Origin of the sequence: Pseudomonas sp. DR48, from assembly GCF_019823085.1 — a bacterium.
Lineage (GTDB): Bacteria > Pseudomonadota > Gammaproteobacteria > Pseudomonadales > Pseudomonadaceae > Aquipseudomonas.
In genome coordinates this window covers 6,900,400-6,926,994 of record NZ_CP081946.1, presented here as the reverse complement: position 1 = coordinate 6,926,994, position 26,595 = coordinate 6,900,400, and the positions used below count along the sequence as shown (strand labels likewise).

The 26,595-nt window shown below is 59.9% G+C and carries 24 protein-coding genes; 9 read left to right on the top strand and 15 right to left on the bottom strand.

Annotated elements, in window-relative coordinates; genetic code table 11:
- Positions 1–332: 332 nt before the first annotated feature.
- Genes K5K95_RS31400 through K5K95_RS31385 form a run of 4 tightly spaced genes read right to left on the bottom strand, consistent with a single transcriptional unit; the run spans position 333 to position 3,317 of the window.
- Positions 333–623, bottom strand: a complete 291-nt coding sequence (locus K5K95_RS31400; RefSeq protein ID WP_222587665.1) for a (2Fe-2S)-binding protein — start codon at positions 621–623, stop codon at positions 333–335.
- 7 nt (positions 624–630) lie between these two features.
- On the bottom strand, positions 631–1,425 hold the full coding sequence (locus K5K95_RS31395; RefSeq protein WP_222587664.1) for an ABC transporter permease: 795 nt from the start codon (positions 1,423–1,425) through the stop codon (positions 631–633).
- Between the two features lie 6 nt (positions 1,426–1,431).
- Entirely contained in the window at positions 1,432–2,301 is an 870-nt protein-coding gene (locus tag K5K95_RS31390) for an ABC transporter permease (RefSeq protein WP_222587663.1), read from the bottom strand.
- Positions 2,298–3,317, bottom strand: a complete 1,020-nt coding sequence (locus K5K95_RS31385) for an ABC transporter ATP-binding protein (RefSeq protein ID WP_222587662.1) — start codon at positions 3,315–3,317, stop codon at positions 2,298–2,300. Before K5K95_RS31385 ends, K5K95_RS31390 begins: the two co-directional genes overlap by 4 nt.
- Before the next feature lie 244 nt (positions 3,318–3,561).
- Between K5K95_RS31385 and K5K95_RS31380 the strand changes: the two genes are divergently transcribed.
- Positions 3,562–4,398: an IclR family transcriptional regulator gene (locus K5K95_RS31380; protein WP_090185821.1), complete on the top strand. Its 837-nt coding sequence runs from the start codon at positions 3,562–3,564 to the stop codon at positions 4,396–4,398.
- A gap of 133 nt (positions 4,399–4,531) precedes the next feature.
- Here the strand turns inward: K5K95_RS31380 and K5K95_RS31375 are convergent, their stop codons facing one another.
- Together K5K95_RS31375 and K5K95_RS31370 are read right to left on the bottom strand one after the other, a co-directional pair.
- A complete protein-coding gene (locus K5K95_RS31375; RefSeq protein ID WP_222587661.1) occupies positions 4,532–5,284 on the bottom strand; it encodes an anti-sigma factor family protein in 753 nt (250 codons plus the stop codon).
- On the bottom strand, positions 5,281–5,787 hold the full coding sequence (locus K5K95_RS31370) for a sigma-70 family RNA polymerase sigma factor (protein WP_222587660.1): 507 nt from the start codon (positions 5,785–5,787) through the stop codon (positions 5,281–5,283). Before K5K95_RS31370 ends, K5K95_RS31375 begins: the two co-directional genes overlap by 4 nt.
- 319 nt (positions 5,788–6,106) lie before the next feature.
- Here K5K95_RS31370 and K5K95_RS31365 point away from each other — a divergent pair, with 319 nt between their 5' ends.
- From K5K95_RS31365 to K5K95_RS31345, 5 genes are all read left to right on the top strand, one after another.
- Positions 6,107–7,660, top strand: a complete 1,554-nt coding sequence (locus K5K95_RS31365) for an amino acid adenylation domain-containing protein (RefSeq protein WP_261398198.1) — start codon at positions 6,107–6,109, stop codon at positions 7,658–7,660.
- Positions 7,657–8,982 carry a hypothetical protein gene (locus K5K95_RS31360; protein ID WP_222587658.1) on the top strand — a complete coding sequence of 442 codons (1,326 nt, stop codon included), beginning with the start codon at positions 7,657–7,659 and terminating at the stop codon, positions 8,980–8,982. Before K5K95_RS31365 ends, K5K95_RS31360 begins: the two co-directional genes overlap by 4 nt.
- Before the next feature lie 53 nt (positions 8,983–9,035).
- Positions 9,036–9,800: an enoyl-CoA hydratase-related protein gene (locus tag K5K95_RS31355; protein ID WP_222587657.1), complete on the top strand. Its 765-nt coding sequence runs from the start codon at positions 9,036–9,038 to the stop codon at positions 9,798–9,800.
- A 122-nt stretch (positions 9,801–9,922) separates the two neighbouring features.
- Positions 9,923–11,017 carry a catalase family peroxidase gene (locus K5K95_RS31350; protein ID WP_222587656.1) on the top strand — a complete coding sequence of 365 codons (1,095 nt, stop codon included), beginning with the start codon at positions 9,923–9,925 and terminating at the stop codon, positions 11,015–11,017.
- On the top strand, positions 11,014–11,559 hold the full coding sequence (locus tag K5K95_RS31345) for a cytochrome b (protein ID WP_222587655.1): 546 nt from the start codon (positions 11,014–11,016) through the stop codon (positions 11,557–11,559). Before K5K95_RS31350 ends, K5K95_RS31345 begins: the two co-directional genes overlap by 4 nt.
- 43 nt (positions 11,560–11,602) lie before the next feature.
- Here the strand turns inward: K5K95_RS31345 and K5K95_RS31340 are convergent, their stop codons facing one another.
- Both K5K95_RS31340 and K5K95_RS31335 read right to left on the bottom strand, forming a co-directional pair.
- On the bottom strand, positions 11,603–12,754 hold the full coding sequence (locus K5K95_RS31340) for a M14-type cytosolic carboxypeptidase (RefSeq protein WP_222587654.1): 1,152 nt from the start codon (positions 12,752–12,754) through the stop codon (positions 11,603–11,605).
- Positions 12,755–13,235: 481 nt separating this feature from the next.
- Positions 13,236–13,577, bottom strand: a complete 342-nt coding sequence (locus tag K5K95_RS31335) for a DUF6124 family protein (RefSeq protein WP_222587653.1) — start codon at positions 13,575–13,577, stop codon at positions 13,236–13,238.
- A gap of 129 nt (positions 13,578–13,706) precedes the next feature.
- Between K5K95_RS31335 and K5K95_RS31330 the strand changes: the two genes are divergently transcribed.
- Positions 13,707–14,354, top strand: a complete 648-nt coding sequence (locus tag K5K95_RS31330; protein WP_222587652.1) for a LexA family protein — start codon at positions 13,707–13,709, stop codon at positions 14,352–14,354.
- Between the two features lie 39 nt (positions 14,355–14,393).
- Here the strand turns inward: K5K95_RS31330 and K5K95_RS31325 are convergent, their stop codons facing one another.
- The 4 genes from K5K95_RS31325 to K5K95_RS31310 all read right to left on the bottom strand — a co-directional run bounded on the left by K5K95_RS31325 (position 14,394) and on the right by K5K95_RS31310 (position 20,040).
- On the bottom strand, positions 14,394–16,349 hold the full coding sequence (locus K5K95_RS31325) for an acetyl/propionyl/methylcrotonyl-CoA carboxylase subunit alpha (RefSeq protein ID WP_222587651.1): 1,956 nt from the start codon (positions 16,347–16,349) through the stop codon (positions 14,394–14,396).
- Positions 16,349–17,161, bottom strand: a complete 813-nt coding sequence (locus K5K95_RS31320) for a gamma-carboxygeranoyl-CoA hydratase (protein ID WP_222587650.1) — start codon at positions 17,159–17,161, stop codon at positions 16,349–16,351. The genes K5K95_RS31325 and K5K95_RS31320 overlap by 1 nt, the downstream gene beginning before the upstream one ends.
- Positions 17,162–17,174: 13 nt before the next feature.
- A complete protein-coding gene (locus K5K95_RS31315; protein WP_222587649.1) occupies positions 17,175–18,779 on the bottom strand; it encodes a carboxyl transferase domain-containing protein in 1,605 nt (534 codons plus the stop codon).
- Positions 18,780–18,876: 97 nt separating this feature from the next.
- Complete coding sequence (locus K5K95_RS31310) at positions 18,877–20,040, bottom strand: isovaleryl-CoA dehydrogenase (RefSeq protein WP_222587648.1); 1,164 nt, start codon at positions 20,038–20,040, stop codon at positions 18,877–18,879.
- Positions 20,041–20,217: 177 nt separating this feature from the next.
- Between K5K95_RS31310 and K5K95_RS31305 the strand changes: the two genes are divergently transcribed.
- Complete coding sequence (locus tag K5K95_RS31305; RefSeq protein ID WP_222587647.1) at positions 20,218–21,915, top strand: AMP-binding protein; 1,698 nt, start codon at positions 20,218–20,220, stop codon at positions 21,913–21,915.
- Between the two features lie 613 nt (positions 21,916–22,528).
- On the opposite strand, the gene K5K95_RS31300 is transcribed toward K5K95_RS31305, so the two are convergent.
- The 3 genes from K5K95_RS31300 to K5K95_RS31290 form a co-directional block, all read right to left on the bottom strand.
- The gene (locus K5K95_RS31300; protein WP_222587646.1) at positions 22,529–23,428 is read right to left on the bottom strand and encodes a hydroxymethylglutaryl-CoA lyase; all 900 of its coding nucleotides are present in this window, start codon (positions 23,426–23,428) and stop codon (positions 22,529–22,531) included.
- A gap of 147 nt (positions 23,429–23,575) precedes the next feature.
- Positions 23,576–23,977, bottom strand: a complete 402-nt coding sequence (locus K5K95_RS31295) for a MerR family transcriptional regulator (protein WP_208669066.1) — start codon at positions 23,975–23,977, stop codon at positions 23,576–23,578.
- 178 nt (positions 23,978–24,155) lie between these two features.
- Positions 24,156–25,085, bottom strand: coding sequence for a LysR family transcriptional regulator (locus K5K95_RS31290; protein WP_090185769.1), 930 nt, complete (start codon positions 25,083–25,085; stop codon positions 24,156–24,158).
- A gap of 178 nt (positions 25,086–25,263) precedes the next feature.
- On the opposite strand from K5K95_RS31290, the gene K5K95_RS31285 reads away from it, so the two are divergent.
- Positions 25,264–26,493 (top strand): acyl-CoA dehydrogenase, encoded by a 1,230-nt coding sequence (locus tag K5K95_RS31285; protein WP_222587645.1) that lies wholly within the window; start codon positions 25,264–25,266, stop codon positions 26,491–26,493.
- Positions 26,494–26,595 lie beyond the last annotated feature (102 nt).

The following is a 26,595-nucleotide window of genomic DNA, read 5'->3' as shown; positions in this document are numbered from 1 at the left end:
ACCGCTATCGCGAGCAGGCTCGCTCCCACAGTTGATGGGGGTGGCAGCTGATTTTTGTGCCCGCCGCAGACCCCTTGTGGGAGCGAGCTTGCTCGCGATGAGGCCGTCACATTCAGCAGATATGCTGGCAGACAAACCGCTATCGCGGGCAAGCCCGCTCCCACAGTTGATGGGGGTGGCAGCTGATTTTTGTGCCCGCCGCAGACCCCCTGTGGGAGCGGGCTTGCTCGCGAAGGGGGCGGCACATTCAGCAGATATGCCAGCAGACTGACCGCTTTCGCGGGCAAGCCCGCTCCCACAGGGGATCCGGTTTCTGCAGATGGAATGTTTGTTCATACGGTGCGTCCCGGTTCGCGGGTGATGTGCTGGCCGGGTTCGAGCAGCGTTGAGCAGGCGCGCACGCGTCGGCCATCGCCCAGTCGAACCCAGCAGTCCTGACAGGCGCCCATCAGGCAGAAACCAGCCCGGGGCTGGGCGCTGAAATCGCTGCCGCGCAGGTGTTCGCTGCTGGTCAGCACCGCCGTCAGCAGTGTGTCACCGAGCAACCCGCTGGCCGGTTGGCCGTCGAGGGTAAAGGTCACGGCCGGGCGGTCGCCTTCGGCCAGTCGTTTCAGCAGAGCCATGGCGCCCTCATTGTTTACCCACCAGAACCCGATCCAGGCCGTAGACCCGATCAAGCAAAATCATGGTCAGCGCAGTCAGCGCAATCACCAGGGCCGACACCGCCGCCATCATCGGATCGATGGATTCGGTGGCGTACACATACATGCGCACCGGCAGGGTTTGCGTGGCCGGCGAGGTGACGAAAATCGACAGCGTGACCTCGTCAAAACTGTTGATGAACGCCAGCAGCCAGCCACCGGCGACGCCCGGCAGAATCATCGGCAAGGTGATTTCCCGAAACAGCGTGAAGCGTCCGGCACCGAGCGATTGCGCGGCGTGTTCGGCGCTGCGGTCCAGGCCGATGGCCGAGGCCAGCACCAGACGTAACACGTACGGTGTAATCACCAGCACATGGGCGAAGATCAGCCAGGAAAAACTGCCGTTGACGCCCATCAGCGCAAACAAACGCAACAACGCAACGCCCAGCACCAGGTGCGGAATGATGATTGGCGACAAAAACAGCCCGTTGAAAAAGTCCCGTCCCGGGAACTCGAAACGGGTGATCGCCAACGCCGCCGGCACCGCAATCAACGTCGCCAGGCTGGCGGCGCAGAACGCCAGGATCAGGCTGTTGTAAAACGCATCGATAAAGTCGGCACGCTCGAACACTGCACGGAACCAGCGTAAGGAAAACTCGGTGGTCGGCAGGCTCAGGGTGTTTTCCGGGGTGAAGGCCACCAGGCAAACCACCACCAGTGGCGCCAGCATGAACAGCACCACCAGGGTATGGAACAGCAGGGCGAAAGGACCGTTCTTGGACATGACGAGTTATCCCAATGACTTCTTGTAGCGGCCTTCGATCATCCGGTTCCACGACAGCATGATCAGCAGGTTGAGCAGCAACAGTGCGACAGCGATAGCCGCGCCCATCGGCCAGTTGAGCTCCGACAGGTACTGGTCGTAGATCAACGTGGCGACCATCTTGATCCGACGCCCGCCCAGCAGACCGGGAATGGCGAAGGAGCTGGCTGCCAGCCCGAACACGATCAAGGTGCCGGACAACACGCCGGGCATGATCTGCGGCAGCACCACTTGGCGCATCACGGTGAAGTGGCTGGCGCCCAGCGACATCGCGGCCTGTTCCGCGGCGGGGTCGAGTTTCTGCAGCGAGGTCCAGACCGGAATGATCAGGAACGGCAGCATCACGTGAACCAGTGCAATCACCACCGCGAACGGCGTGTACAACAGCTTCATCGGTGAGCCGCCGAACGCTTGCAAGGTCTGGTTGACCAGGCCGTCGGCACCGAGCAAAAGACTCCAGCCGAAGGCGCGCACCACCACCGAAATCAGCAGCGGGGTGAGGATCAGAATCAGGAAGATCGAGCGCCACGGCGCGCCCATGCGGCTGAGGATGTAGGCCTCGGGCACGCCGATCACCACGCAAAGAAAGGTGGTCAGGGCGCTGATCCACATCGTGCGCAGGAAGATTTCGTAGAAGTACGGATCACCCAGCAAGCTGCTGTAGTGGCCCAGGGTATAGGCGTCGCCGTTGATGCCCGAGCTGTAGTCGAAGACGTTGAACGACAGCACCAGCGTCAACAGCAGCGGGATGGCCAGCAGACTGATGTACAACGCCAGGGCCGGTGCCGACAACAAATAGCCTTGGCGTCCCTGGCGAATGGCGGCGAGCGTACTCATGCCGGCACCTCGTCGACGGTCAGCACCCGCAGCAGCGTCGCGTCCCAATCGAGCCCGACCGCTGTGCCTTCGTTCAAGGGCGCCGAGCCATCGTTGCGGCGCACCACGCTGAGTTCGCCCAGGGGCGTGGAAACGCCGTACAACCATTGGCTGCCGAGAAAGAAGCGGCTGACAATGTGGCCTTGCAAACGGCCCTGGCCTTTGTCCCGCAGATCGATTTTTTCCGGGCGCAGGCTCAAGGTCAGGTCGCCGCCGCTGCTCACTTGAACCACGCCAGCGCCGTCACGTTCGCCGGGCAGCAGATTGGCCTTGCCGACGAACCCGGAAATGAACTCGGTGCGCGGGTGCTCGTACAGGGTGTAGGGCGCGTCAATCTGGGTGATGCGCCCGGCCTGCATCACCACCACGCGGTCGCTGATCGACAACGCTTCGGATTGGTCATGGGTGACCATCAGTGTGGTGATCCCGACTTCGCGCTGGATGCGGCGGATCTCGAATTGCATCTCTTCGCGCAGGTTGGCGTCGAGGTTCGACAGTGGCTCATCGAGCAGCAGCACCGGTGGCTCGATCACCAGCGCTCGCGCCAGGGCCACACGCTGGCGCTGGCCGCCGGAAAGCTCACGGGGGTAACGCTCGGCATGCTGGTTCAGGCGCACCAGTTTCAACACCCGATCCACCCGCTGCTGCAATTCGGCCGTGGGCACTTTGCGCATCCGCAGGCCGAAGGCGACGTTGTCCTTGACGGTCATGTGCGGGAACAGTGCGTAGCTCTGGAACACCACCCCCAAGCCACGGCTGGCGGGTTTTGCGTGGGTGATGTCGCGGCCGTCCAGCACGATGCGCCCGCTGCTGACTTCGACGAAGCCGGCGATCATTTGCAAGGTGGTGGTTTTGCCACAGCCGGAGGGGCCGAGCAGGGAGACGAACTCGCCTTTCTCGACCGAGAGGTTGGTGGCGACGACGGCGTCGATCTCGCCGTAACGTTTGCCGAGTCCTTCAAGTTGCACAAAAGCCATAACTGCGCTCCACCTGAGATTGTTATGCGTCGCCCGAAGGCGCGCTTTTTTGTATGGGCAGATACGAAAAGATCTTGCTGGGTGCGTTGGCGCTCGACTTCAGTCGGCTGCCGCTGTTGTTCGAATCGCCCCTGTCTGGACGCAGAGTAGGACGAAGACTAGGATGGGCTCAATGGCCTATTTCACTGAAGCGATGACTATTTTCAGTTTCATTCAGTGAGTAAATTTATTGTCGAGAAATTCCATGACTGATTCCGCTGAACGGAATGAAAACAAAAATGAAGTCGGTGTCGGCGCTGTCTCCAGATTGTTTGCGGTGCTGCGCAGCCTGGGTGACTCCGTCGAGGGCGGGGAGCGAGTGACGCAGCTCGCCCAGCGCATCGGTTTGTCGCAACCGACTACGCACCGTTTGCTGCGCAGCCTGATGGACGAGGGCATGGTCGAGCAGGATGCGCGCAGCAAACGCTATCGCCTGAGCCTGGAGTTCTTTGCCTTGGCCGCCCGCGCCGGCAACACCGGAAATCTGCGCGAACTGGTGCGCCCATCGTTGCTGCGGCTGTCGGCGTCTTTGGGGGATTCGTTGTTTTTACTGGCGCGCAGCGGTTTTGATGCGATCTGTCTGGACCGCAGCGAAGGACCGTTTCCGATTCGCACGTTTACCGGCGATATCGGCGGTCGGGTGGCACTGGGTGTGGGGCAGGGCAGCCTGGCGATCCTGGCCTTCCTGCCACAGGAGGAGCGCGAAACGGTGATTCACTACAACTTGCCGCGGCTCAAGGATTTTCACCTGTACGACGAGGTGTTCCTGCGTTCGGAGGTCGAAAATGTGCGCACGCTGGGTTACGCCGGGCGTAACACCGGCGTGCTGCAAGGCATGGCTGGGGTGGCGGTGCCGATTCTGGATCGCGAAGGGCGGGCGGTGGCCGCGCTGAGTGTGGCCACGGTCAGTGACCGATTGGGGCCGGATCGTCTGCCGACCGTGGTCGAGATGCTCAAGCGCGAAGCGGCGCTGATCGGGCCGCGAATCAACCCGTTTGATCCGCTGCTGCGCAGGCCTTCGCAGGTGTTTGGGCAGGGCTGAATACATTTTCCAGATAACCACTGAACCCTGTGGGAGCGGGCTTGCTCGCGAAAGCGGTTTGTCATTCGACATTGATGTTGAATGATCCGGCGCTTTCGCGAGCAAGCCCGCTCCCACAGGGGGTGTGGTGGGGTCAGAACTGGGTGGTTTGCTTGAGCCTCTGCGCCGCCGGCAGGTTACTCGGGCTGACCATCGCGTAGTTGTAACCGGCGCCGGACCAGTACTCGGCCTGCAACTCGCCATCGCTGCGACTGCCCCGAGGCAGCAGGTTGTTCTTCGGTCCGGGCGGACGCACGTAGAAGCTGATCTTGTGGCCGCTCTGATCCTCGTAAACGACCATCGCCGCCGGCCCTTGCTCGGTGCTGAGCAACCGGCCACTGACCGGTCTGAAACCCGAGTCCGACAGATCCGGCAGGCGATTGGCTCGAGAGAAATAACGGTCGAGCCAACCTTGCATGTCACCGTCGTCGCTGACCTTATAGTCCGCTGGCAGGATGCCTTGCTGAGCAATCAAGCGATAGGCCTGCATCGCATCGGTCATCGGCGCCGAGGCGCTGAGCAGCGTCATTTCCCGCGCTTGCCACCCACTCAATCCGCCCACACCGACCGCAATCAACAGCACGGCAGCGCTGGCCAGATGTCGGCGTGTCTGACGTTTGAGACGCTGGCGTATCAGCGCCGGGTCGAGTTCGGGGTTGGCTGTGTGATGCAAGGCGCCACTCATGGCCGCGCGCAGTTGTTGGGCGTCCTGCTGCCAGGCGCGCACTTGCGCGGCCACTTCAGGACTGTTGGCCAGGTAAGTCTCGACCAGGCGCCGGTCGGCGTCGTTGAGTTGATGGTCGACGTAGGCGTGCAGGTCACGCTCGCTCGGAGGCATGCTGATCATTTGAGTATCCGCAGAGAAGGGCTGGTGATTTTGCCGTCGCTGAGTTGGCGCAAGGCCTGGCGGGCGCGGGACAGGCGGGACATCACGGTGCCGGTGGGGACGTCGAGAATGACAGCGACCTCTTTATAACTCAATCCTTCCACTGATACCCAAAGCAACAGCGCGCGCTGCTCGGTGCTGAGTTGATCGAAGGCTTGCAGCGTTGATTGGGCCATCACGGTGCGTTCGACTGAGGGCTGCGCATCGTCACGGCCAGTGAAGAATTCGAGCATGCGCGCGTAACGCCGGGAGCGCCGGTGGGCGTCGAGAAACTGTCGATAAAGGATCGAAAACAGCCAGGCGCGCAAGTCGCCTTCGGGACGCTTGTCGCCCCAACTCGAGAGGGCTCTCTCCAGGCTCGACTGCACCAGATCGTCAGCGCTGCTGGGGTTGCGCGTCAACGACACGGCGAAGCGCCGAAGCCTTGGAATTATTTCGCGCAACTGTTCGTCGATTTCGTTCATGAAAAGGGGCGTGTCTCTGTCTGTGAAGGGCGGCAGTGACAAGGAAGACGCCGGTCACAGCAGATTATTCCCTCTGCCGGAAAAGAAAATCCCATCGTGAGTTCCTGTAGGACTTTTCTCCGATGGTTGTCATCCCTGTAATGGCATCACGCGTCGCGGCTCAACCCTCACAGCAAGCGCAAACGGCACTCGGCCAGCCTGATCAACAGGCCCGACAGCATCGCCGGATGTGCGCTTTCACATTGAGCCCGATGAGATTTTCGATATGCAAGAACATGCAAAAACACTGAAGCCGGCATTGGCTTGTACCCCTTTGCTGATGTCACCTGTTGATCAGGATCGCTGGCAGCCATTCGGTCAGGGGCCGACGGTTACGCCAGCGTTTTCCTTGATCCATCACGCCATTGAAGCGCAAGCCGCGACCAGCCCCCAAGCGATTGCTGCCCATTGGCAGGGGGAAACCATTACCTACAACGAGTTGAACAGGCAGGCCAATCGACTGGCTGGGTTGTTGATCAACCAAGGTGTCAAACCAGGCGATCACGTTGCGCTATTTGTAGAGCGTTCGATCCCCATGCTGGTGGGGATGTTGGCCGTATTGAAAGCGGGCGCGGCCTACATCCCTCAGCATGTGGGCATCACACCGGCGCCACAACTGCGCCACATCATGGAGGTTGCCGATTCACGTGTGGTGCTGACGCTGTCGAGCCTTCAATCACGGCTTCCCCTGACGCCAACGCAACACTGCATTTGCCTCGATGAGTTCATGAGGTTGCCATCAATCCTCTCAGACGAAGTGAACGTGGCCGGTTCGCTGTCCTCGACTCAGGATCAACTTTGCTTCGTTCTGTTTACTTCCGGTACCACCGGATTGCCCAACGGGGTTCGGGTTACCCACCGCAATGTCTGCAATATCCTGCTGACCGAACCAGGCAATCTCGGCATGAAGCCCGGGATGAAAGTCGGGCAGATCCTGAACATCGCTTTCGATATGGCCGCGTGGGAGATGCTTGGTTGCCTGGCCCACGGCGCGACATTGATGATCCGTGGCAAGGACATTGATCAGACCGCCGAGCAATGCGATGTGCTGATCGCCACGCCATCGATTCTCGGCACCCTCGATCCGGCGCGCTGCCAGCAGGTCAAAGTCGTGGCGGTTGCCGGGGAGCCATGCCCGCAACCCCTGGCTGATCGCTGGTCGTCGTTCTGCACATTCTTCAATGCCTGCGGGCCGACCGAGACCACCATCGTCAATACCATGCAGTGCTATCGGGTTGGAGAGGCGCTGACCATTGGCAAACCTACGCCGAACAATACCGTGTACGTACTCGATGAAGCCGGTCAACCCTGTGCGGTCGGGGAACAAGGGGAAATGTGGGCTGGCGGCGTCTGTGTGACGGCGGGCTATCTGGGCAATGCCGCACTGACTGCCGAGCGGTATCGCCCCGATCCATTTCTCGGTCAGGGCCGAATGATGTTTCGCACGCGCGACTTGGGGCGCTGGACCGCACAAGGCGATCTTGAGCACTTGGGGCGCGTCGATGATCAGGTCAAGGTGCGCGGCTTTCGCGTTGAGCTCGATAGTGTTTCAGCGGTGCTGGAGTCGTGCGACGCCTGCGAGCGGGCGGTGACGCTAAAACTCGACCATCGCCATCTGGTGGCCTTTGTCAGTCCAGCGACGACGAATATCGATGAGGCTAAACGTCGCTGCGAGGAGCGACTTGCCTACTATTGCATACCTTCGTTGATCATCGCCCTGGACGTTATTCCGCTGACATCACGGGGCAAGGTCGACAAGCGACTGCTGCTGGACATGGCATTGGCGCACCAGGCCGGGCCTGATACCAACGCTGCAGCTGTGGTGAGCGCATGAGCGCCGCTCGCGGTTTACCCGCCAAGCGTACGCTGTGGCGACGGCTTGGAACGCTGCCCCTGTTTTCCCATTACAACCGTCTTGTGGCGTTGGTACTGGGACTCAATGGTGCCGCGCTGCTGCACGGGCTGAATGCCGGGCAATGGTGGACACGCTCCGGTGTTGAACTGGAAACATTGGCCGGGCTGGTATTGGCGAATCTGTCGATGGCCATTCTGATTCGCCAGCAATACATCATCAATCTGCTGTTCTGGCTGGCAACCCGGGCTCCCACCTCGTGGCCGCTGGCGGTTCGTCGCTCGCTGGCCAAGGTGTATCACTTCGGTGGACTGCACAGTGGCGCAGCGTTGGCGGCCATTGGTTGGTTCGTGGCGTTACTCGGCTCGTTGAGTTGGCATTGGATGGAGAGCCTGGGCGGTGTTTCACCCGCGCTTCTGTGGGTGAACGGCGGGCTGCTGGGCGTTTTGTTGGCGGTGGCGATCATGGCTCATCCACGGATTCGCGCGCGCTTTCACAATGGGTTCGAACGCACACACCGCTTCGGTGGCTGGACAGCGCTCGTGCTGTTCTGGGTCTCGACGCTGCTGTTTGCCCAGGATCAGAACCCGCAATCGCCGTTGCCGGAAGTGCTGGTGGCGTCGGTGCCATTCTGGATGCTGGTGGGGCTGACGTTCAGTATTGCCCTGCCATGGCTGCGTCTGCGCAAAGTGCCGGTGCAATTGCTCAGGACTTCACCCCACGCAGTGATTGCCCGGTTCGGGCATGTCACGCCATTTGCAGGTTCGTCCAATGCCATCAGTCTCAATCCGCTTCTGGAATGGCACTCTTTTGCCAACATTCCCACACCGGGAGAGGCCGGTTTCCGCCTGATTATTTCCCGAGCGGGAGACTGGACCGGCGAGTTTATCGAACAACTGCCGACCCACGTCTGGGTCAAGGGCATCACCACCGCCGGCGTTGCGCACATCGAAACCTTGTTCAAATCGGTGGTGTACATCGCCACCGGCAGTGGCATCGGCCCGGTGCTTCCCCATCTGCTGGCCAGACAAGTTCCGATACGTCTGATCTGGTCGACCCGCAGTCCACGAAAAACCTACGGTCATGAACTGGTCGAGGAAATCCTGCGGGCCGAGCCCGATGCCTTGATCTGGGACACCGACCTGCTCGGCAAACCTGACCTGGTGCAACTGGCCTATGACGCGGTTCAAACGTTCGGAGCAGAAGCGGTGATCTGCATTTCCAATCAGGCGCTGACTCAGCGGGTGGTCGAGGAAATGGAAGGACGGGGCATTGCGGCCTACGGCGCTATCTGGGACTCCTGAGGCGTGCGTAAGCGCCGCCATCCAAGTATTCGACATTATTCAATGAGGTCACCATGTACACACTGATCGAACGTCATGATCGAGTCGTCCTGATTCGTCTCAATCGTCCGCAAGCGCGCAATGCCCTGAGTTATGAGGTCATGCGCGAACTGCTGGACCACCTGCAACGCCTGGACAGGGATCCGTCGGTGGGGTGTTTTGTCATTACCGGAACGGCGGATTTTTTCGCGGCCGGCGCCGATATCAAGGAAATGAGCGAAAAGTCCTACCTGGACATGGTTCACGAAGACTTCTTTGCCGAGTGGGAAGCCTTTGCTGCTTTACGGACGCCCAAGCTGGCGGTTGTCGCCGGTTATGCCTTTGGCGGCGGTTGTGAGTTAGCCATGATGTGCGATTTGATCTTTGCTGCCGATACCGCGCGATTTGGCCAACCGGAAATCAAGTTGGGTGTGATGCCCGGGATGGGCGGCACCCAGCGCCTGACGCGTCTGATCGGTAAATCGAAAGCGATGGACATGATCCTGACCGGGCGTTCGATGTCGGCCCATGAGGCTGAGCGGGCAGGGCTGGTATCCAGAGTGATAGACGCAGCTGATCTGCTCGAACACTCCATGGCGGCGGCGCACACCATCGCCGGGTTCGCCAAAAGCGCCACCGTGGCCGCTCGAGAAGCCGTTGATCGCGCGCTGGAACTCGGGTTGCGCGAAGGCTTGTTGTTCGAGCGAAGAAGCTTTCATGGATTGTTTTCCACTCCCGGGCAAAAAGAAGGCATGCAGGCTTTTCTGGATAAGCGTGAGGCGTGTTTTAACCAGGTCTGACGGGGTTAGGGCATTCGTCGCACGCGTTGCTTTGAAAGAAACTACAGTTCAGAGGGAATAATCCTACGTGACGTTCGTCTCATAGCTCCTTCCCCCTGCGGCCTACGGCCCTGGAGTTTTTCATGGTTGATCGCTCAACACCGCCAACCGGGCCCTCCCGGCCACCGCTGAGTGCCGCGAGCCTGACATTGCGACTGACTGGCATTGCGGTGGTGGTTGCCGCCCTCGCCGGCGCATTTGCCTACGTCAACGGCACACTCGACCCACAGCGCCTGACGCCGAAAAAGCTGATCAATGTGCTGGAAACCAACAATGGCGTGCACCCCGGTTTCCGACGGAACCACTCTAAAGGTGTGTGCGTGATCGGGCATTTCGAGAGCAGTGGCGAGGCGCGCAGCTATTCCAGTGCTCAGGTGTTCAATGAAGCCCGAACCCCGGTGGTGGGGCGATTCGCGCTGCCGGCCGGCAATCCTTATGCGCCGGACAACAGCGTACCGATTCGCAGCATGGCGCTGCGCTTCACCCAGGCCAATGGTCAGCAGTGGCGCACCGGGATGAACAGCATGCCGGTATTCCCGGTGGGCACGCCCGAAGCGTTCTACCAATTGCAGCAGGCGCAGTCACCCGATCCGGCCACCGGCAAGCCCAATCCTGCCGCAGTGCCGGCGTTCTTCGGTGCGCATCCAGAAGCCGCACCCTTTCTGGCGTGGATCAAGACGGCCAAACCGTCAGCCAGTTACGTGACGGAAACCTATAACAGCGTCAATGCGTTTTACCTGGTGAACGCCGCCGGACAGCGGCAAGCGGTGCGCTGGAGCATGGTGCCGGTGGCGAAGGATGCAGCGGGCGCAACGGCGCCGGAGGGCGGCGACTTCCTGGAGAAAGACCTGGTGCAGCGAATTGCCGCAGGGCCATTGCGTTGGCAATTGAACATCACCCTGGCCAACCCCGGGGACCCGGTCAACGACGCCAGCAAGGCCTGGCCCGATGGCCGCAAGGTCCTGAACGCCGGCACCCTGGTTCTGGAAAGCACCCAGCCGCAACTCAATGGTGAGTGCCGTGATATCAATTACGACCCGCTCGTGCTGCCCGCTGGTATAGAAGGTTCCGACGACCCGTTGCTCGCTGCTCGTTCAGCCGGTTACGCCAGTTCCTACTTGCGTCGTACCAGTGAAGTCAGCCAGTTGCCTGCCGCTAAACAGGAGGCTCAACAATGAGCGCTCAACCGAATCATTTCGCTCCTTTGGCGCGACTGCTGCACTGGCTGATGGCGTTGATGATCATTGCCATGCTGTTTATCGGCGCGGGCATGGTGGCCTCGGTGTCCGAACGACATGAATGGCTGATCCATCTACACAAGCCTTTGGGTGTCGCGATTCTATTGTTGGTGATTGTGCGGCTGGTGGTGCGTTTCTCTACGCAGCAACCGCCGCTGCCGGCGGACCTGCCAGGCTGGCAAGTGTTGGCGGCGAAGGCCTCGCATGTCTTGTTGTACGCCCTGATGCTGATTTTGCCGCTGCTGGGCTGGGCGATGATTTCAGCCGCCGGGGATCCGGTGATGCTGAGCAGTTCGATCCAGTTGCCGTCGATCCTGCCTGCCAATGCGCAGGTGTTTGCGTTTCTGCGCAAGTCTCACCGGTATCTGGCGTATTTGCTGTTTCTGACGGTGCTGGTGCATCTGGCGGCCGCGTTGTTTCACGGCTGGGTGCGTCGCGACGATGTGCTGGTCAGCATGTTGAGAGGAAAGGATCGCGTCTGAGTGAGTCATGGCTGCATGCCCGGCATGCAGCCATCGAGGTCGATCAGCGCAGGGTGTCGACCATCTCGGCAACGGTCGTCAGTACGTCCTTGCCCAGTTGCTTCGAGCGTTTGCCCGACCAGCCGGTGAGCGCATTCGGCGCGTCATCGTTGTCCTTGAAAGGCATTTCCAGGGTCAGCGAGAGGCAATCGAATTTCTGGCCGACGCTGTTGCAGGCCAGCGTCATGTTGGCTTTGCCCGGCTCGTCACGGGTGTAACCGTGCTTGGTCTGGAAGTCCTTGGTCTGGTGTTTCAGGTGATTGCGGAAATGCTCTTCGAGTTTTTCAATCCGCGGCGTATAGCCCGGGTTGCCTTCACAACCAGCGGTGAACACATAAGGGATTTCTTCGTCGCCGTGAATGTCGAGGAACAGATCGACGCCGTACTTTTCCATTTGTTGCTGAACAAACCAGACTTCCGGGCTGATTTCCGGGCTGGCGCTCTGCCACGCACGGTTCAGGTCCTGGCCCATCGCATTGGTGCGCAGGTGGCCGTGGAAGGCGCCGTCGGGGTTCATGTTCGGCACCAGATACAGATCGGCGCTGGCCAGCAGTTTGTTCAGCACAGGATCGTCTTGCCGTTCCAGGCGTTCGATCACGCCCTCCATGAACCATTCGGCCATGTGTTCGCCGGGGTGTTGCTGGGCGATCATCCAGATCTTGCGCCGACCTTCGGCGCCGGTGCCTTTGCGCAATAACTGAATGTCTCGACCTTCTACGCTTTTGCCTGTGGCCAGCAGTTCCATGCCGGCCTTGGTCAGCGCCTGTTCGATCAGCCAGTCGTGACGGCCTCGGCTGTAAGGTTCGAAGTAAGCGAACCAGGCGTGGGTGGCCGTGGCTTCAAGGCTGAAACGCAGGCAGTCGCCTTCAAAGATGGTCGGCACGCGGAACCAGTTGACGTGATCGTACGACGCTACCGCCTGATAACCATCCCAAGCCTTGTTGTACGAAGACTTGCTGGCATTGTTCAGGCGAAACCAGTGCTCTTGACCGACGTGCAGACCGCTGGCCTTGAAGTGAAACCATTGGAAGTGTTGGCTGCGGGTGTCCGGCTTGATGGCCAGCAATGCTTGCAACGGGTTGCTGATGTCCAGCACTTCAATGTTGCCACTGTCGAAGTTGGCGCTGATGTCGAAGGAAGATTTGGCCACGCTCATAGTCGATTCCTGAATATGATTTATGGCTGATACTTTACACGCTGGGAAGGGAAATACCGGGGAAATTGTGGGGCGCAAAAGGGGGGGGCGTCTTCCTTGACGCTGACGCAGCTTAGAGACTGTGTAATCGATTCTCAAGTGCTATTTTTCATAAGTTTCGGTCAATGATGCCGGGCTTATTTCGCTGATGTGTGTTCTTTCGCTATCAACCGCCCATTCGAATTTACAGCACGTAACGTCTTCATTTAACTGAAGCCAACGCCAAAATAACGGGCAAAAAAAAACCCGGCAAAAAAGCCGGGTCAAAAACCGTGATTAGCCTGATGAGGAGATAGTCCAGAAGACCGACCTAAGGTCTCTTGACCATCCACTGATCTCGCGACCAGCTGCATGCAATAATAATCATTCTCGTTTGCAAGTCAAATGATTTTATCTGCTCGATTGGAAAATTCTTTCCCGTCGGCTGCTCAGCAGGTCCGTCTCATAGCGCCTGAGCGCCTTGCAGAGACCGATCTATCATCGCCTTGGCCATGTCGATCATGTGCACCGTTGAAAACGCCAGGTCACGGCTCGCGCCATTCAGGTTGTTGGCTGATTCGTACGCGGTGGCCGCTGCGCATCGCAACAAGTCCGAGGCATGAACCAGTGCTTCTTCTGCGCTGATGTCCGGTTTCACATCGAAGAAACGCTCCTCGACGGCCGCCTCTGACACAGCTGGTTTCAAGTAATAGTCCAACGCTCGCTGCGCTGCGGCATAGCCTTTGGTGGAGGTTAGGGTGGTGTCGATTTGCAGGTCCGACAAGTCATTGCTGGGGTTGGTCATGACGATGGCAAGCTCCGTGATAGATTCAGATCCGTGAATCAATCCTAGTACGATCTGTATTTGTGGCCGGAATTTAAATACTACAATTTGTGTTTTGTTGGTCGGAGTACCCCACGTATCGTGCCGCACATGGATAAATGGATTGAGTTGGTCAAAGCCAAGATGAGTGAGCTCAAAGTCACTCAGGAAGTACTCGCCGACCGCCTGGGGATGTCCCAGGGTGGCGTGGGTCATTGGCTGAATAAACGCCGTCAACCGAGCATCGAGGACATGAACCGTGTCTTGCGGGCGCTCGGGATGGAATTTCTGGAAGTGGCGATGGTGATCCGCGAGCCTGTGGTCCTGCTGGACGATGAGGTGTCGCTGACACACAAGTACAACCCGTACTTCCGATACCCGGTCAGCGGCTGGCGAGAGCCTGCCCGATTGCATGAGGGTGAGCTGCCGGAATACGGCAAGCCACGGTTTGAACTCACGGATTACCATGCGCAGGGCAAGGCGTTCTGGCTGGTGGTGGTCGGCGACGCGATGACTGCACCCACCGGCATCAGCATCGCCGAAGGCATGATGATTCTGGTGGACCCGGCCATCGTGCCGGAACCTGGAAAACTGGTCATCGCCCAATGGCCGGACAGCCCCGAGGCGACCTTTCGCAAGCTGATCGAAGAGGGCGGGCAGCGTTATCTGGTCCCGCTCAATCCGACGTATCCGAAAGCCCTGTACACCGAGGAATGCAGAATCCTCGGTGTGGTGGTTCAGGCAACGGCCAGATTCTAATCAGATCGGTCCTCGCAGAGCGTAGGACCGATCTTCATTTCAAGCCTCTTCCAGCTCGACCAACGCACTGCCTTCGCTGACCATCTCGCCTTCCTGGCAATACAGCGCCTTGATCACCCCGGCGTGTGGCGCCCGAATGCTGTGCTCCATCTTCATCGCTTCCAGCACCACCAGTTGCGCCCCGGCTTCAACGGTTTGCCCGGCCTCCACCAGCACGCGCACGATGCTGCCGTTCATGGGCGCGCTCAGCCCGCCTTGATGGCTGTGGCTGGCTTCGACGGCGCTGATCGGGTCGTAGGACTCGATACGACGCAACTCCCCGTTCCATTGCAAATACACCACATCGCCCCGGCGGATTGCCCGATGCTGGCGGCGTACGCCGTCATGCTCGGTCAGCAGTTGCTCGCCCTTGAGTTGTGCGGTGTGGGCATCAACGTTACCCAGTGTCAGCGCCCGGTCCTGACCCTCGCAGCTTAAATGCAAGGTGATTTCTCGCGGCAGACCGGCACGCAGACCGTTGCTGATGCTCCACGGCGAACTCACATCATCGGCGCGCACAGAGCGCGGCAGGCTCTGGGCAAACGCTTGAGCGGCGGCTTGCCAGAATTCGTCGCCCAGATCCGCAGGTGCCGGCAGCAATTGCTCCTGATAACGCGGGATGAACCCGGTATCCAGCTCTGCTGCAGCGAACGCCGGATGAGCGATGATCCGACGCAGGAAGTTGATATTGGTCTTGAGCCCGCCGATGGCAAACTCATCAAGCATGCTCAATAAGCGCAAACGCGCCTGTTCACGGTCCTCGCCCCAGGCAATCAGCTTGCCGAGCATCGGATCGTAGAACGGTGACACCTCGTCGCCTTCTTCAACACCGCTGTCGACCCGGCGCCCCGGTCCTGGTGCAGATTCGCGGTACAGCTCCAGGCGTCCGGTCGCCGGCAGGAAATCGTTGCCCGGGTCTTCGGCATACAGCCGCACTTCGATGGCGTGGCCGATCAGCGGAACCTGCTCTTGCGTCATCGGTAACGGTTCGCCGCGTGCCACGCGAATTTGCCAGGCCACCAGGTCGAGGCCGGTGATGGCTTCGGTGACCGGGTGCTCGACCTGCAGGCGCGTGTTCATCTCCATGAAGAAAAACTCGCCGCGCGAATCCAGCAAAAACTCCACGGTGCCGGCACCGACATAACCGATGGCCTGTGCCGAACGCACCGCCGCTTCACCCATCGCACGACGCAACTCCGGACTCAAGCCTGGTGCGGGTGCTTCTTCAACGACTTTCTGGTGCCGACGCTGGATCGAGCAGTCTCGCTCATTGAGGTACAAACAGTTGCCATGCTGATCGGCGAAGACCTGGATTTCCACGTGACGCGGTTTGAGCAAATATTTCTCGACCAGCATTCGAGAATCGCCAAACGAGGATTTGGCTTCACGCTGGGCCGAGGCGAGGGCTTCGGCCAGTTGGCTGACGTCCTCGACGACTTTCATGCCCTTGCCGCCGCCACCGGCCGTGGCTTTGAGCAGCACCGGGTAACCGATGCGTTCGCAAGCATCGCGGAAGGTGTCGAAATCCTGAGCTTCGCCGTGGTAGCCAGGCACCAACGGCACCCCGGCGGTTTCCATCAAGGCTTTGGCGGCGGACTTGCTGCCCATCGCATCGATGGCGGAGGCCGGCGGGCCGAGGAAAATCAGGCCTGCTTCTTCAATCGCACGGGCGAACCCGGCGTTCTCCGACAAGAAGCCATAACCCGGGTGAATCGCCTGAGCGCCGCTGGCTTTGGCGGCAGCAATCAGTTTGTCGATTTGCAGGTAACTGTCGGCGGCTTTGCTGCCACCGAGGTCGACGCGGATATCCGCTTCGCGGCTGTGTCGGGCATCACGGTCGGTGGCGCTGTGCACGGCCACGGTGGTCAGGCCCAGGGCCTTGGCGGTACGCATCACCCGGCAGGCGATCTCGCCGCGGTTGGCCACCAGCAGGGAAGTAATGACAGGTGCGCTCATCAACGCGGCTCCTTGGTGGTGGTTGCTTGCCAACTCGGCGGACGCTTTTGCAGAAAGGCACGCAAGCCTTCCTGACCTTCGGGGCTGACGCGGATTCTGGCGATGGCGTTTTCGGTATAGCGGCGCAGCGCCGGGGTCAGCGCGCCGTTGCCGACTTCACGCAGCAGGTCCTTGCTGACCCGCATGGCGGCGGGGCTATTGAGCAGCAGGTTGTCGATCCACTGTTCGACGTTCTGTTCCAGCTCGACGGCCGGAAAGCTCTCGGACAACAGGCCGATCTCCCGCGCCCGTTGACCGCCGAAACGCTCGGCGGTCAGCGCATAACGGCGCGCGGCTCGTTCGCCGATGGCTTGCACCACGAACGGACTGATGACGGCCGGCGCCAGGCCGATGCGCACTTCCGACAGGCAAAATTGCGCCTCATCCGTGCCGATTGCCATGTCGCAGCAACTGATCAAACCCAGTGCGCCGCCGAATGCCGCGCCTTGGACCACGGCCAATGTCGGGATTTTCAGCTTGGCGAGGTTGTACATCAGCTCCGCCAGTTCCCGGGCATCGTCGAGGTTGGTGTGGTAATCGAGTTCGGCCGATTGCTGCATCCAGGCCAGGTCGGCCCCGGCGCTGAAATGCTTGCCGCGCCCCCGCACCAGCAAGAACCGCAGGCTGGCATCGGTCGCAACCTTGTCCAGCGCGAGGATCAATTCACGGATCATCTCGGCGTTGAAGGCGTTGTTCTTTTCTTCGCGGCTGAGCCACAGGGTCGCGAAACCCCGCGGGTCGGTCAGCAGCTCAAGGGTGTTGAAGTCGCTCATGGTTTTCTCCCGATCACATCCGGAACACGCCGAAGCGGCTCGGTTCGATTGGCGCGTTCAACGACGCGGACAAGGCCAGGGCCAACACGTCGCGGGTTTGCGCCGGGTCGATGACACCGTCGTCCCACAGCCGTGCGCTGGAATAGTAAGGGTGGCCCTGTTCTTCATATTGATCGAGGATCGGTTGCTTGATTTCGGCTTCCTGCTCGGCGCTGAAACCCTGGCCACTGCGCTCGGCCTGTTCGCGTTTGACCTGCACCAAAACACCTGCCGCCTGCTCGGCGCCCATCACGCCGATGCGTGCGTTCGGCCACATCCACAGGAAGCGCGGGTCGTAGGCGCGACCGCACATGCCGTAGTTGCCGGCACCAAAACTGCCGCCAATGATCACGGTGAATTTCGGCACCTTGGCGCACGCCACCGCTGTCACCAGTTTCGCGCCGTGCTTGGCGATGCCGCCGGCCTCGTATTTCTGGCCAACCATGAAGCCGGTGATGTTTTGCAGGAACAGCAGCGGAATGCCGCGCTGGCAGGCCAGCTCGATGAAGTGCGCGCCTTTCTGCGCGGCTTCGGCGAACAGGATGCCGTTGTTGGCGAGGATCGCGATCGGGTAGCCGTGCAGGTGGGCGAAGCCGCACACCAGCGTAGTTCCGAACAGCGCTTTGAATTCGTCGAACACCGAACCGTCGACCAGCCGCGCGATGACTTCACGCACGTCGAACGGTTGTTTGGCGTCCGCCGAGACCACGCCGTACAACTCGTCGCTGCTGTAGAGCGGGGCGATGGGCGTACGTTGTTGCAGTTCACCCAGCTTGCGCCAGTTGAGGTTGGCAACACTGCGCCGGGCAATGGCCAGGGCGTGTTCGTCGCTTTCGGCATAGTGATCGGCGACCCCGGAAATCTTGCAGTGCACATCGGCTCCGCCCAGGTCTTCGGCGCTGACCACTTCACCGGTCGCGGCTTTCACCAGCGGTGGGCCGGCGAGGAAAATCGTTGCTTGCTGGCGCACCATGATCGCTTCGTCCGCCATGGCCGGCACGTAGGCGCCACCGGCGGTGCACGAACCCATCACCACCGCGATCTGTGGGATGCCCATGGCGCTCATGTTGGCCTGGTTGAAGAAGATCCGGCCGAAGTGTTCGCGGTCCGGAAACACCTCGTCCTGACGTGGCAGGTTGGCGCCGCCGGAATCCACCAGATAGATGCACGGCAAGCGATTCTGCTGGGCAATGGTCTGGGCGCGCAGGTGTTTTTTCACGGTCAGCGGGTAATACGAGCCACCTTTTACCGTGGCGTCGTTGGCGACGATCATGCACTCGACGCCTTCCACGCGGCCGATCCCGGCAATCACGCCAGCGGCCGGAACGTCTTCGCCGTAGACCGCATAGGCCGCCAGTTGGCTGATTTCGAGGAACGGCGAGCCTGGATCGAGCAGGCGATTGATCCGCTCACGGGGCAGCAATTTACCGCGTGAGGTGTGGCGTTCTTGCGCCTTCGGGCCGCCACCTTGCTGCACTTGGGCGAGCAGGGTGTGCAGGGCGTCGACCTGTTTGAGCATCGCCGCGCTGTTGGCCGCGAACTCCGCTGAACGAGGGTTGAGCTGGGTATGCAGAATCATGGCTTACTCCGTAAGCAGCTGTAAGCGGCAAGTTACAAGCGGCAAGTCAAAGCTGTTCTCTTGCAGCTTGAAACTTGCCATTTGCAGCTGACGAAATTCATTTCGTCTCGTTGAACAGTTCGCGACCGATCAGCATGCGACGGATTTCACTGGTGCCGGCACCGATTTCATACAGCTTGGCGTCACGCAGCAGACGTCCGGCCGGGAATTCGTTGATGTAGCCGTTGCCACCGAGAATCTGGATCGCGTCGAGGGCCATTTGCGTGGCGCGTTCGGCGCTATAGAGGATCACGCCAGCGGCGTCCTTGCGGGTGGTTTCGCCGCGCTCGCACGCCTGGGCCACGGCATACAGGTAGGCGCGGCTGGCGTTGAGTTGGGTGTACATGTCGGCGACCTTGCCCTGGATCAGCTGGAATTCGCCGATGCTCTGGCCGAACTGCTTGCGGTCGTGGATGTACGGGACGATCAGGTCCATGCAAGCCTGCATGATCCCGGTCGGGCCGCCGGACAGCACGACGCGCTCGTAGTCGAGGCCGCTCATCAGCACTTTCACGCCGCCGTTGAGGATGCCGAGGATGTTTTCTTCCGGTACTTCGACGTCGTCGAAGAACAATTCGCAGGTGTTGGAGCCGCGCATGCCCAGCTTGTCGAACTTGTTGCTGCGGCTGAAGCCTTTCCAGTCACGTTCGACGATAAACGCAGTGATGCCGTGCGGGCCTTTTTCCAGGTCGGTCTTGGCGTAGATCACGTAGGTATTGGCGTCCGGACCGTTGGTGATCCAGGTTTTGCTGCCGTTGAGCACGTAATGATCGCCGCGTTTATCGGCGCGCAATTTCATCGACACCACGTCGGAACCGGCATTCGGCTCACTCATGGCCAGCGCGCCGATGTGCTCGCCGCTGATCAATTTTGGCAGGTACTTGGTTTTCTGTTCGTGATTGCCATTGCGGTTGATCTGGTTCACGCACAGGTTGGAGTGCGCGCCGTAGGACAGGGCGACCGAGGCTGAGCCACGGCTGATTTCTTCCATGGCCACGACGTGGGCCAGATAGCCCAGGCCAGCGCCGCCGTATTCTTCCGCCACGGTGATGCCCAGCAGGCCCATGTCGCCAAATTTGCGCCACAAATCGGCGGGAAACAGGTTGTCGACGTCGATCTGGGCCGCGCGTGGCGCGATCTCTTTGGCGACGAAGGACTGAACCTGATCGCGCAGCATGTCGATGGTTTCACCGAGGGCAAAGTTCAGGGATGGGTAGCTCATGGGTCACCTTTTGGCTTTTTTGTAGGGTGGGGAGGGCAGTGATTCAGCTCTCACCTTTACGTTAACGTAAGCCTGTGACGAATGGCTGTCAATCACCCTTTACGTTAACGTCAACTTGAGCGAGAGTAGGGGCACATTTTCTGTATCAACCCACTAATAAAGACAATAGGGGTCGTCATGGATCAACCCAGTGCAAACCCGCAGCGCAGCTACACCCGTGGATCCCAGGACAAAGCCTTGCTGGCGATGACCATCGGCGAGAAGTTCGACCAGACCGTCGCGCAGTATCCGACCGGGGAGGCGCTGGTCGTGCGCCATCAACAGTTGCGCTACACATGGCAGCAACTCGCTGAAGCCGTCGACCTGCACGCCAAGGCCCTGTTGGCGCTGGGGTTGCAGGCCGGTGACCGGCTCGGCATCTGGGCACCGAACTGCGCGCAGTGGTGTATCAGTCAGTTCGCCAGCGCGAAAATCGGCGTGATCCTGGTCAACATCAATCCGGCGTATCGCAGCTCCGAACTCGAATATGTGTTGAAGCAATCCGGCTGCCAATGGCTGGTCTGCGCGGGTTCGTTCAAGACCTCCAATTATCACGGCATGCTCCAGGGCCTGGTGCCGGAGCTGGCGGAGCAATCCATCGGAAAATTGCACAGCGAGCGCCTGCCCGAGTTGCGCGGTGTCATCAGTCTGGACGCACAGCCGCCATCGGGCTTTCTGCCGTGGTCGCAACTGGCCGACCTGGCGAGCAGTGTGTCGACAGAGCAATTGCACGCGCGTCAGGACAGTTTGCATTTCGACCAGCCGGTGAACATCCAATACACCTCCGGCACCACGGGCTTCCCGAAAGGCGCGACCCTCAGTCACTACAATATTCTCAACAACGGTTACATGGTCGGCGAAAGCCTCGGCCTGACGGCCAGCGATCGGCTGGTGATTCCGGTGCCGCTGTATCACTGCTTCGGCATGGTCATGGGCAATCTCGGTTGCATCACTCACGGCAGCACCATGATTTACCCCAACGATGCATTCGATCCGCTGCTGACCCTGACCACGGTGGCGGAAGAAAAGGCCACGGCGCTCTACGGCGTGCCGACCATGTTCATCGCCATGCTCGATCAACCGCAGCGTGCCGAGTTTGATCTGTCGAGCCTGCGCACCGGGATCATGGCTGGAGCGACGTGTCCGATCGAGGTGATGCGCCGGGTCATCAGCGAAATGCACATGAGCGAAGTGCAGATTGCCTACGGCATGACTGAGACCAGTCCGGTGTCATTGCAGACCGGGCCGTCTGACGATCTGGAATTGCGCGTCACCACCGTCGGCCGCACCCAGCCGCAACTGGAAAGCAAGATCATCGACGAAGCGGGCAATCTGGTGCCGCGCGGTACCATTGGAGAGCTGTGCACTCGCGGCTATAGCGTGATGCTCGGCTACTGGAACAACCCGCAAGGCACCGCTGAAGCCATCGATCAGGCCGGCTGGATGCACACCGGCGACCTGGCGAGCATGAACGAGGACGGCTACGTCTGCATTGCCGGGCGCAACAAGGACATGATCATTCGCGGCGGTGAGAATATTTACCCGCGTGAGCTGGAAGAGTTTTTCTTTACCCACCCGGCGGTGGCCGATGTGCAGGTGATCGGGATTCCGTGCTCGCGCTATGGCGAGGAGATTGTTGCCTGGATCAAGTTCCACCCGGGCCACAGCGCCACGGAACAAGAGCTGCAGGCCTGGTGCAAAGAGCGCATCGCGCACTTCAAGACGCCGCGCTACTTCAAGTTCGTGGAAGAGTTTCCGATGACCGTGACCGGCAAGATCCAGAAATTCCGCATGCGCGAGATCAGTATCGAGGAGTTACGCGAAAAGCAGGTCTGACAATTTCTCCCTTGTGGGAGCCAGCAGGTTGGCTCCCACAAGGGCGGTGGTGAAAGCCCGAATCGCAGAAAGCACAAAGGGGAGCCGAAGCTCCCCTTTAATTTTGTCGTTGCGCATGCTCTTTTTTTATTATTGAGGGGCGGTCTGTTGTTGTTTTTAGGGACCGTGACCCTTTACCGCTGTTTTTGTCGATCCCCATCCGGGATCAAGAGCAAACGTATTTTTTTGAGCGCTGATCTACTTTTTCGCTGAGCGATCCAACCAGTTCGGGAGCTACCTGAAGGTAGTTTTATTGTTCTCTGCCCGGTTGCGGGTTACTCCGAAAAGCACCCTGAAAAGCACATCCTCTCCAAAAAAATCTGTTAGCTGCGTCTCTGCCGTGTTGTTTTTGTTATGTCAGAGTCGTTACGTCTTATTTTTATTAGTTTTGCTGCTTTTTTTGTTCTTGTTATGCCATAGAGATAGCAGAAGCCGTGCCAACTTTTTAAAAGCCTTTAAAATCAATGGTTTGAGTTTTTAGTGAGGTTTCTGCCTCAGGCAAACCCCTACAATTTGTTTCCGTGTTACTCGCTTATCCCCCACGTTTCAGATGAAGCGGTAACACCTGGACACATCACTGGGCGCTGCGAGCCTTGGCCACGCGCGAACCGGTCGGACGTCCCAGTACGGAGCAAATCTGCTGGCCGGCCAGAATCAAGGCGTCCAGGTCTATTCCGGTATCGATGCCCAGACCGTTGAGCAGGTAAACCACGTCTTCGGTGGCGACGTTACCGCTGGCGCCCTTGGCGTACGGGCAGCCGCCGAGGCCGGCGATGGAGCTGTCGAACACTGCGATGCCTTCCAGCAGGCTGGCGTAGATGTTGGCCATGGCCTGGCCATAGGTGTCGTGGAAATGTCCGGCCAGTTTTTCCCGCGGCACCTGGGCCGAGACCACTTCGAACATCTTGCGGGTCGCGCCAGCGGTGCCGGTGCCGATGGTGTCGCCCAAGGAAACTTCATAGCAGCCCATGGCGTAGAGCTCGCGGGCAACCCGGGCGACTTGCTCAGGCGCAACGTTACCTTCGTAAGGACAGCCCAACACGCAGGACACGTACCCGCGCACGCTCACGCCGTGTTGTTTCGCCGCGTCCATGATTGGCACGAACCGCTCAAGACTTTCGCTGATCGAGCAATTGATATTGCGTTGGGAAAACGCTTCGGAGGCCGCCGCGAACACCGCGACTTCCTTGACCCCGGCCGCGATTGCGTCTTCAAACCCGCGCAGGTTGGGGGCGAGTGCGCCATAGGTCACGCCGGGCTTGCGCTGGATCTGCGCGAAGACTTCGGCGGAACCGGCCATTTGCGGCACCCACTTGGGCGAGACGAAACTGCCGACTTCAATGTAGCCAAGGCCCGCGGCGGTCAGCGCGTCGACCAGTTGCACCTTGTCGGCAACGCTGATCGGTTGGGCTTCGTTTTGCAGGCCGTCGCGGGGACCGACTTCGACCAGGCGTACGTGGGTGGGTAGAGACATGGGATTCGACCTGTGCTGATTGTCTGAATGTTCAGAAAACCCTGTGGGAGCGAGCCTGCTCGCGATGAGGGCGTGACATTCAACATTTATGTTGGCTGACAGTCCGCCATCGCGAGCAGGCTCGCTCCCACAGGGGACTGTATTGACCTACTGAACCACTTGCTGGCTCTTGATCGTCTGCTCCAGCGCCTGGGTGCAGCGCTCTTGAGCGGTGTCCAGTTCCAGCTTCATCTGCTCGATGTCGAGCATCTGCTGCTCCAGCTGTTCGCGGCGCTCGGCGATCTTGCTCAACATGGTTTGCAACTGTTTCTGATTGCCGCCGGTGGGGTCGTAAAGCTCGATCAGCTCGCGGCATTCAGCCAGGGAGAAGCCAATGCGCTTGCCCCGCAGGATCAGCTTCAGGCTGACCTTGTCGCGCGGAGTATAAACGCGCTCCTGGCCACGACGCTCAGGGCTGAGCAGGCCTTGCTCTTCATAAAAGCGAATGGCCCGCGTGGTGATGTCGAGCTCGCGGGCGAGGTCGGAAATGCTATAGGTCTGGCTGCTCATGGAAGCGCTCGAAAAAGGTCATGGCGCTAAGCTAATGGCAGGTTGACGTTTACGTCAAGTGGCTTGGATCTTTGGTGTTGCCGTTGGCCTCATCGCGGGCAAGCCCGCTCCCACAGGGATCGCGCTATACCGGTGGGAGCGGGCTTGCCCGCGATGAGCGATAACGCAGTTCAAAGTCCTACACCTTATCGAGCTTCTTCTCATGCGCCGTCACTTGTTGGCACAACTCGATCATCTGCTCGCGCATCCAGCGGTTGGCCGGGTCCTGGTCGGTGCTTTCGTGCCAGTAAAGGTGGGTTTCCACCGGCGGAACGTCGTTGACCGGCAGGTTCACCGAATACAGCTCATGGCGACGAGCGAAACGCTCGGGCACGGTCATGACCATGTCGGTCTGCTGCAACACTTGGGAGGCCATCAGGTAATGCTGCGAACGCAGCGCGATCTTGCGCTGGATGCCCATTTTCCCAAGGGCCAGGTCGACATGGCCCAGGCCACTGCGGCGGCTGGAAATGTGAATGTGGGTCAGCGACAGATAGTCGTCGAGGGTGAATTTTTCCTTGCCCGCCAGCGGATGGCCCTTGCGCATGGCGCACACATAACGGTCTTCCATCAGCTTGACGTGGCGCACTTGCGGGTCGGTGTTGAGTGGCGCATCGACGGCAAAGTCGAGCCGTCCAGCCGCCAGCTCCTTGGTGGTCTCGCGGCGTTTCGACAGGAAGCTCTCGATGATCACTGTCGGCGCCAGGCGGCGCAGGCGCTGGAACAGCGGCGGCAGAATCACCGCCTCGGTGAGGTCGGTCATGCTGATGCGATACGTCTTGACCGCCTGCAGCGGGTTGAAAATCCGGCTTTCCTGCACCGACACGCGCAGCAGCGAGAGGGCGTTACGCACCGGCCCGATGATGTTCTGCGCCATCGGTGTCGGCACCATGCCCTGCGCGGTGCGCACGAACAACGGGTCGTTGAAGGTCTCGCGCAGGCGGGCCAGGGCGTTCGATACCGCAGGCTGAGTAATGCCGACAATTTGCCCGGCGCGGGTCAGATTGGCTTCGGTGTAGATCGCGTCGAAGACGATGAAAAGGTTGAGGTCGACCTTGCTCAGATTCATTGCGCGGCACTCTTATTGTTTGGGGCTTTTTGTTGTGGCCGGAGGCCTTTGCGATCACCCGATCATATATCGGTGATGAATGTTAATACACGCCGAGAATAGGCTAGGTAAATTTTCGTAGCTGTTCTAGCATCGATTGCATGACCTAAACAACCTCTTCCCAAGAAGGTAATTGCTCATGGATTTCGCTTATTCGCCCAAGGTTCAGGAACTGCGTGAGCGCGTGACCGCGTTTATGGACACTTACGTTTATCCCGCCGAAGCGGTGTTCGAGCGCCAGGTTGCCGAAGGCGATCGCTGGCAGCCGACCGCGATCATGGAAGAGCTCAAACGCAAGGCCAAGGCTGAAGGCCTGTGGAATTTGTTTCTGCCTGAGTCCGAACTCGGTGCTGGCCTGACCAACCTCGAATACGCGCCACTGGCGGAGATCATGGGCCGCTCGCTGCTTGGTCCAGAGCCGTTCAACTGCTCCGCCCCAGACACCGGCAACATGGAAGTGCTGGTGCGTTACGCCAATGAAGAACAGAAACAACGCTGGCTCGAGCCGCTGTTGCGCGGTGAGATCCGCTCGGCGTTCGCCATGACCGAACCGGACGTGGCATCGTCCGACGCCACCAACATGGCTGCCCGCGCCGTGCGTGATGGCGACGAGTGGGTGATCAACGGCAAGAAATGGTGGACCTCAGGTGCTTGTGATCCGCGCTGCAAGATCCTGATCTTCATGGGCCTGAGCAATCCGGATGCACCGCGCCACGCCCAGCACTCGATGATTCTGGTGCCGGTGGATACCCCGGGCGTGAAGATCGTTCGCCCGCTGCCAGTGTTCGGTTACGACGATGCACCGCACGGTCACGCTGAAGTGCTGTTTGAAAATGTGCGCGTGCCGTACGAAAACGTCCTGTTGGGTGAAGGACGCGGCTTCGAAATCGCTCAGGGTCGTCTTGGCCCAGGCCGTATTCACCACTGCATGCGCTCGATCGGCATGGCTGAGCGTGCGCTGGAATTGATGTGCAAACGTGCCGTGAACCGCACCGCATTCGGTAAACCGCTGGCCCGTCTGGGCGGCAACATCGACAAGATCGCCGATTCGCGCATGGAAATCGACATGGCGCGTCTGCTGACGTTGAAAGCGGCTTACATGATGGACACTGTCGGCAACAAGATTGCGAAAAGCGAAATTGCGCAGATCAAAGTGGTCGCGCCGAACGTCGCCTTGCGGGTTATCGACCGGTCGATCCAGATGCATGGCGGGGCAGGGGTGTCCAACGATTTCCCGCTGGCCTACATGTACGCGATGCAACGCACCCTGCGCCTGGCCGACGGCCCGGACGAAGTGCACCGCGCGGCGATTGGCAAGTTCGAGATCGGCAAGTACGTGCCCAAAGAGATGATGCGTAGCGGGCAGTAACAGACGCGGAGTCATCGTTCATCGTCGCAACACCGCCCGGAGCCGGTTCGCTCCCACATTTGATCTCCAGTATTCACTCGATCAATGTGGGAGCGAGCCTGC

Coding starts and splice junctions, on each gene's coding strand:
- K5K95_RS31380 (WP_090185821.1), top strand. CDS start 3,562: ATGACTGATTCCGCTGAACGGAATGAAAACAAAAATGAAGTCGGTGTC.
- K5K95_RS31365 (WP_261398198.1), top strand. CDS start 6,107: ATGTCACCTGTTGATCAGGATCGCTGGCAGCCATTCGGTCAGGGGCCG.
- K5K95_RS31315 (WP_222587649.1), bottom strand. CDS start 18,779: ATGATTCTGCATACCCAGCTCAACCCTCGTTCAGCGGAGTTCGCGGCC.
- K5K95_RS31350 (WP_222587656.1), top strand. CDS start 9,923: ATGGTTGATCGCTCAACACCGCCAACCGGGCCCTCCCGGCCACCGCTG.
- K5K95_RS31290 (WP_090185769.1), bottom strand. CDS start 25,085: ATGAATCTGAGCAAGGTCGACCTCAACCTTTTCATCGTCTTCGACGCG.
- K5K95_RS31305 (WP_222587647.1), top strand. CDS start 20,218: ATGGATCAACCCAGTGCAAACCCGCAGCGCAGCTACACCCGTGGATCC.
- K5K95_RS31375 (WP_222587661.1), bottom strand. CDS start 5,284: ATGATCAGCATGCCTCCGAGCGAGCGTGACCTGCACGCCTACGTCGAC.
- K5K95_RS31295 (WP_208669066.1), bottom strand. CDS start 23,977: ATGAGCAGCCAGACCTATAGCATTTCCGACCTCGCCCGCGAGCTCGAC.
- K5K95_RS31340 (WP_222587654.1), bottom strand. CDS start 12,754: ATGAGCGTGGCCAAATCTTCCTTCGACATCAGCGCCAACTTCGACAGT.
- K5K95_RS31320 (WP_222587650.1), bottom strand. CDS start 17,161: ATGAGCGACTTCAACACCCTTGAGCTGCTGACCGACCCGCGGGGTTTC.
- K5K95_RS31400 (WP_222587665.1), bottom strand. CDS start 623: ATGGCTCTGCTGAAACGACTGGCCGAAGGCGACCGCCCGGCCGTGACC.
- K5K95_RS31310 (WP_222587648.1), bottom strand. CDS start 20,040: ATGAGCTACCCATCCCTGAACTTTGCCCTCGGTGAAACCATCGACATG.
- K5K95_RS31345 (WP_222587655.1), top strand. CDS start 11,014: ATGAGCGCTCAACCGAATCATTTCGCTCCTTTGGCGCGACTGCTGCAC.
- K5K95_RS31360 (WP_222587658.1), top strand. CDS start 7,657: ATGAGCGCCGCTCGCGGTTTACCCGCCAAGCGTACGCTGTGGCGACGG.
- K5K95_RS31330 (WP_222587652.1), top strand. CDS start 13,707: ATGGATAAATGGATTGAGTTGGTCAAAGCCAAGATGAGTGAGCTCAAA.
- K5K95_RS31285 (WP_222587645.1), top strand. CDS start 25,264: ATGGATTTCGCTTATTCGCCCAAGGTTCAGGAACTGCGTGAGCGCGTG.
- K5K95_RS31395 (WP_222587664.1), bottom strand. CDS start 1,425: ATGTCCAAGAACGGTCCTTTCGCCCTGCTGTTCCATACCCTGGTGGTG.
- K5K95_RS31355 (WP_222587657.1), top strand. CDS start 9,036: ATGTACACACTGATCGAACGTCATGATCGAGTCGTCCTGATTCGTCTC.
- K5K95_RS31390 (WP_222587663.1), bottom strand. CDS start 2,301: ATGAGTACGCTCGCCGCCATTCGCCAGGGACGCCAAGGCTATTTGTTG.
- K5K95_RS31335 (WP_222587653.1), bottom strand. CDS start 13,577: ATGACCAACCCCAGCAATGACTTGTCGGACCTGCAAATCGACACCACC.
- K5K95_RS31300 (WP_222587646.1), bottom strand. CDS start 23,428: ATGTCTCTACCCACCCACGTACGCCTGGTCGAAGTCGGTCCCCGCGAC.
- K5K95_RS31325 (WP_222587651.1), bottom strand. CDS start 16,349: ATGAGCGCACCTGTCATTACTTCCCTGCTGGTGGCCAACCGCGGCGAG.
- K5K95_RS31385 (WP_222587662.1), bottom strand. CDS start 3,317: ATGGCTTTTGTGCAACTTGAAGGACTCGGCAAACGTTACGGCGAGATC.
- K5K95_RS31370 (WP_222587660.1), bottom strand. CDS start 5,787: ATGAACGAAATCGACGAACAGTTGCGCGAAATAATTCCAAGGCTTCGG.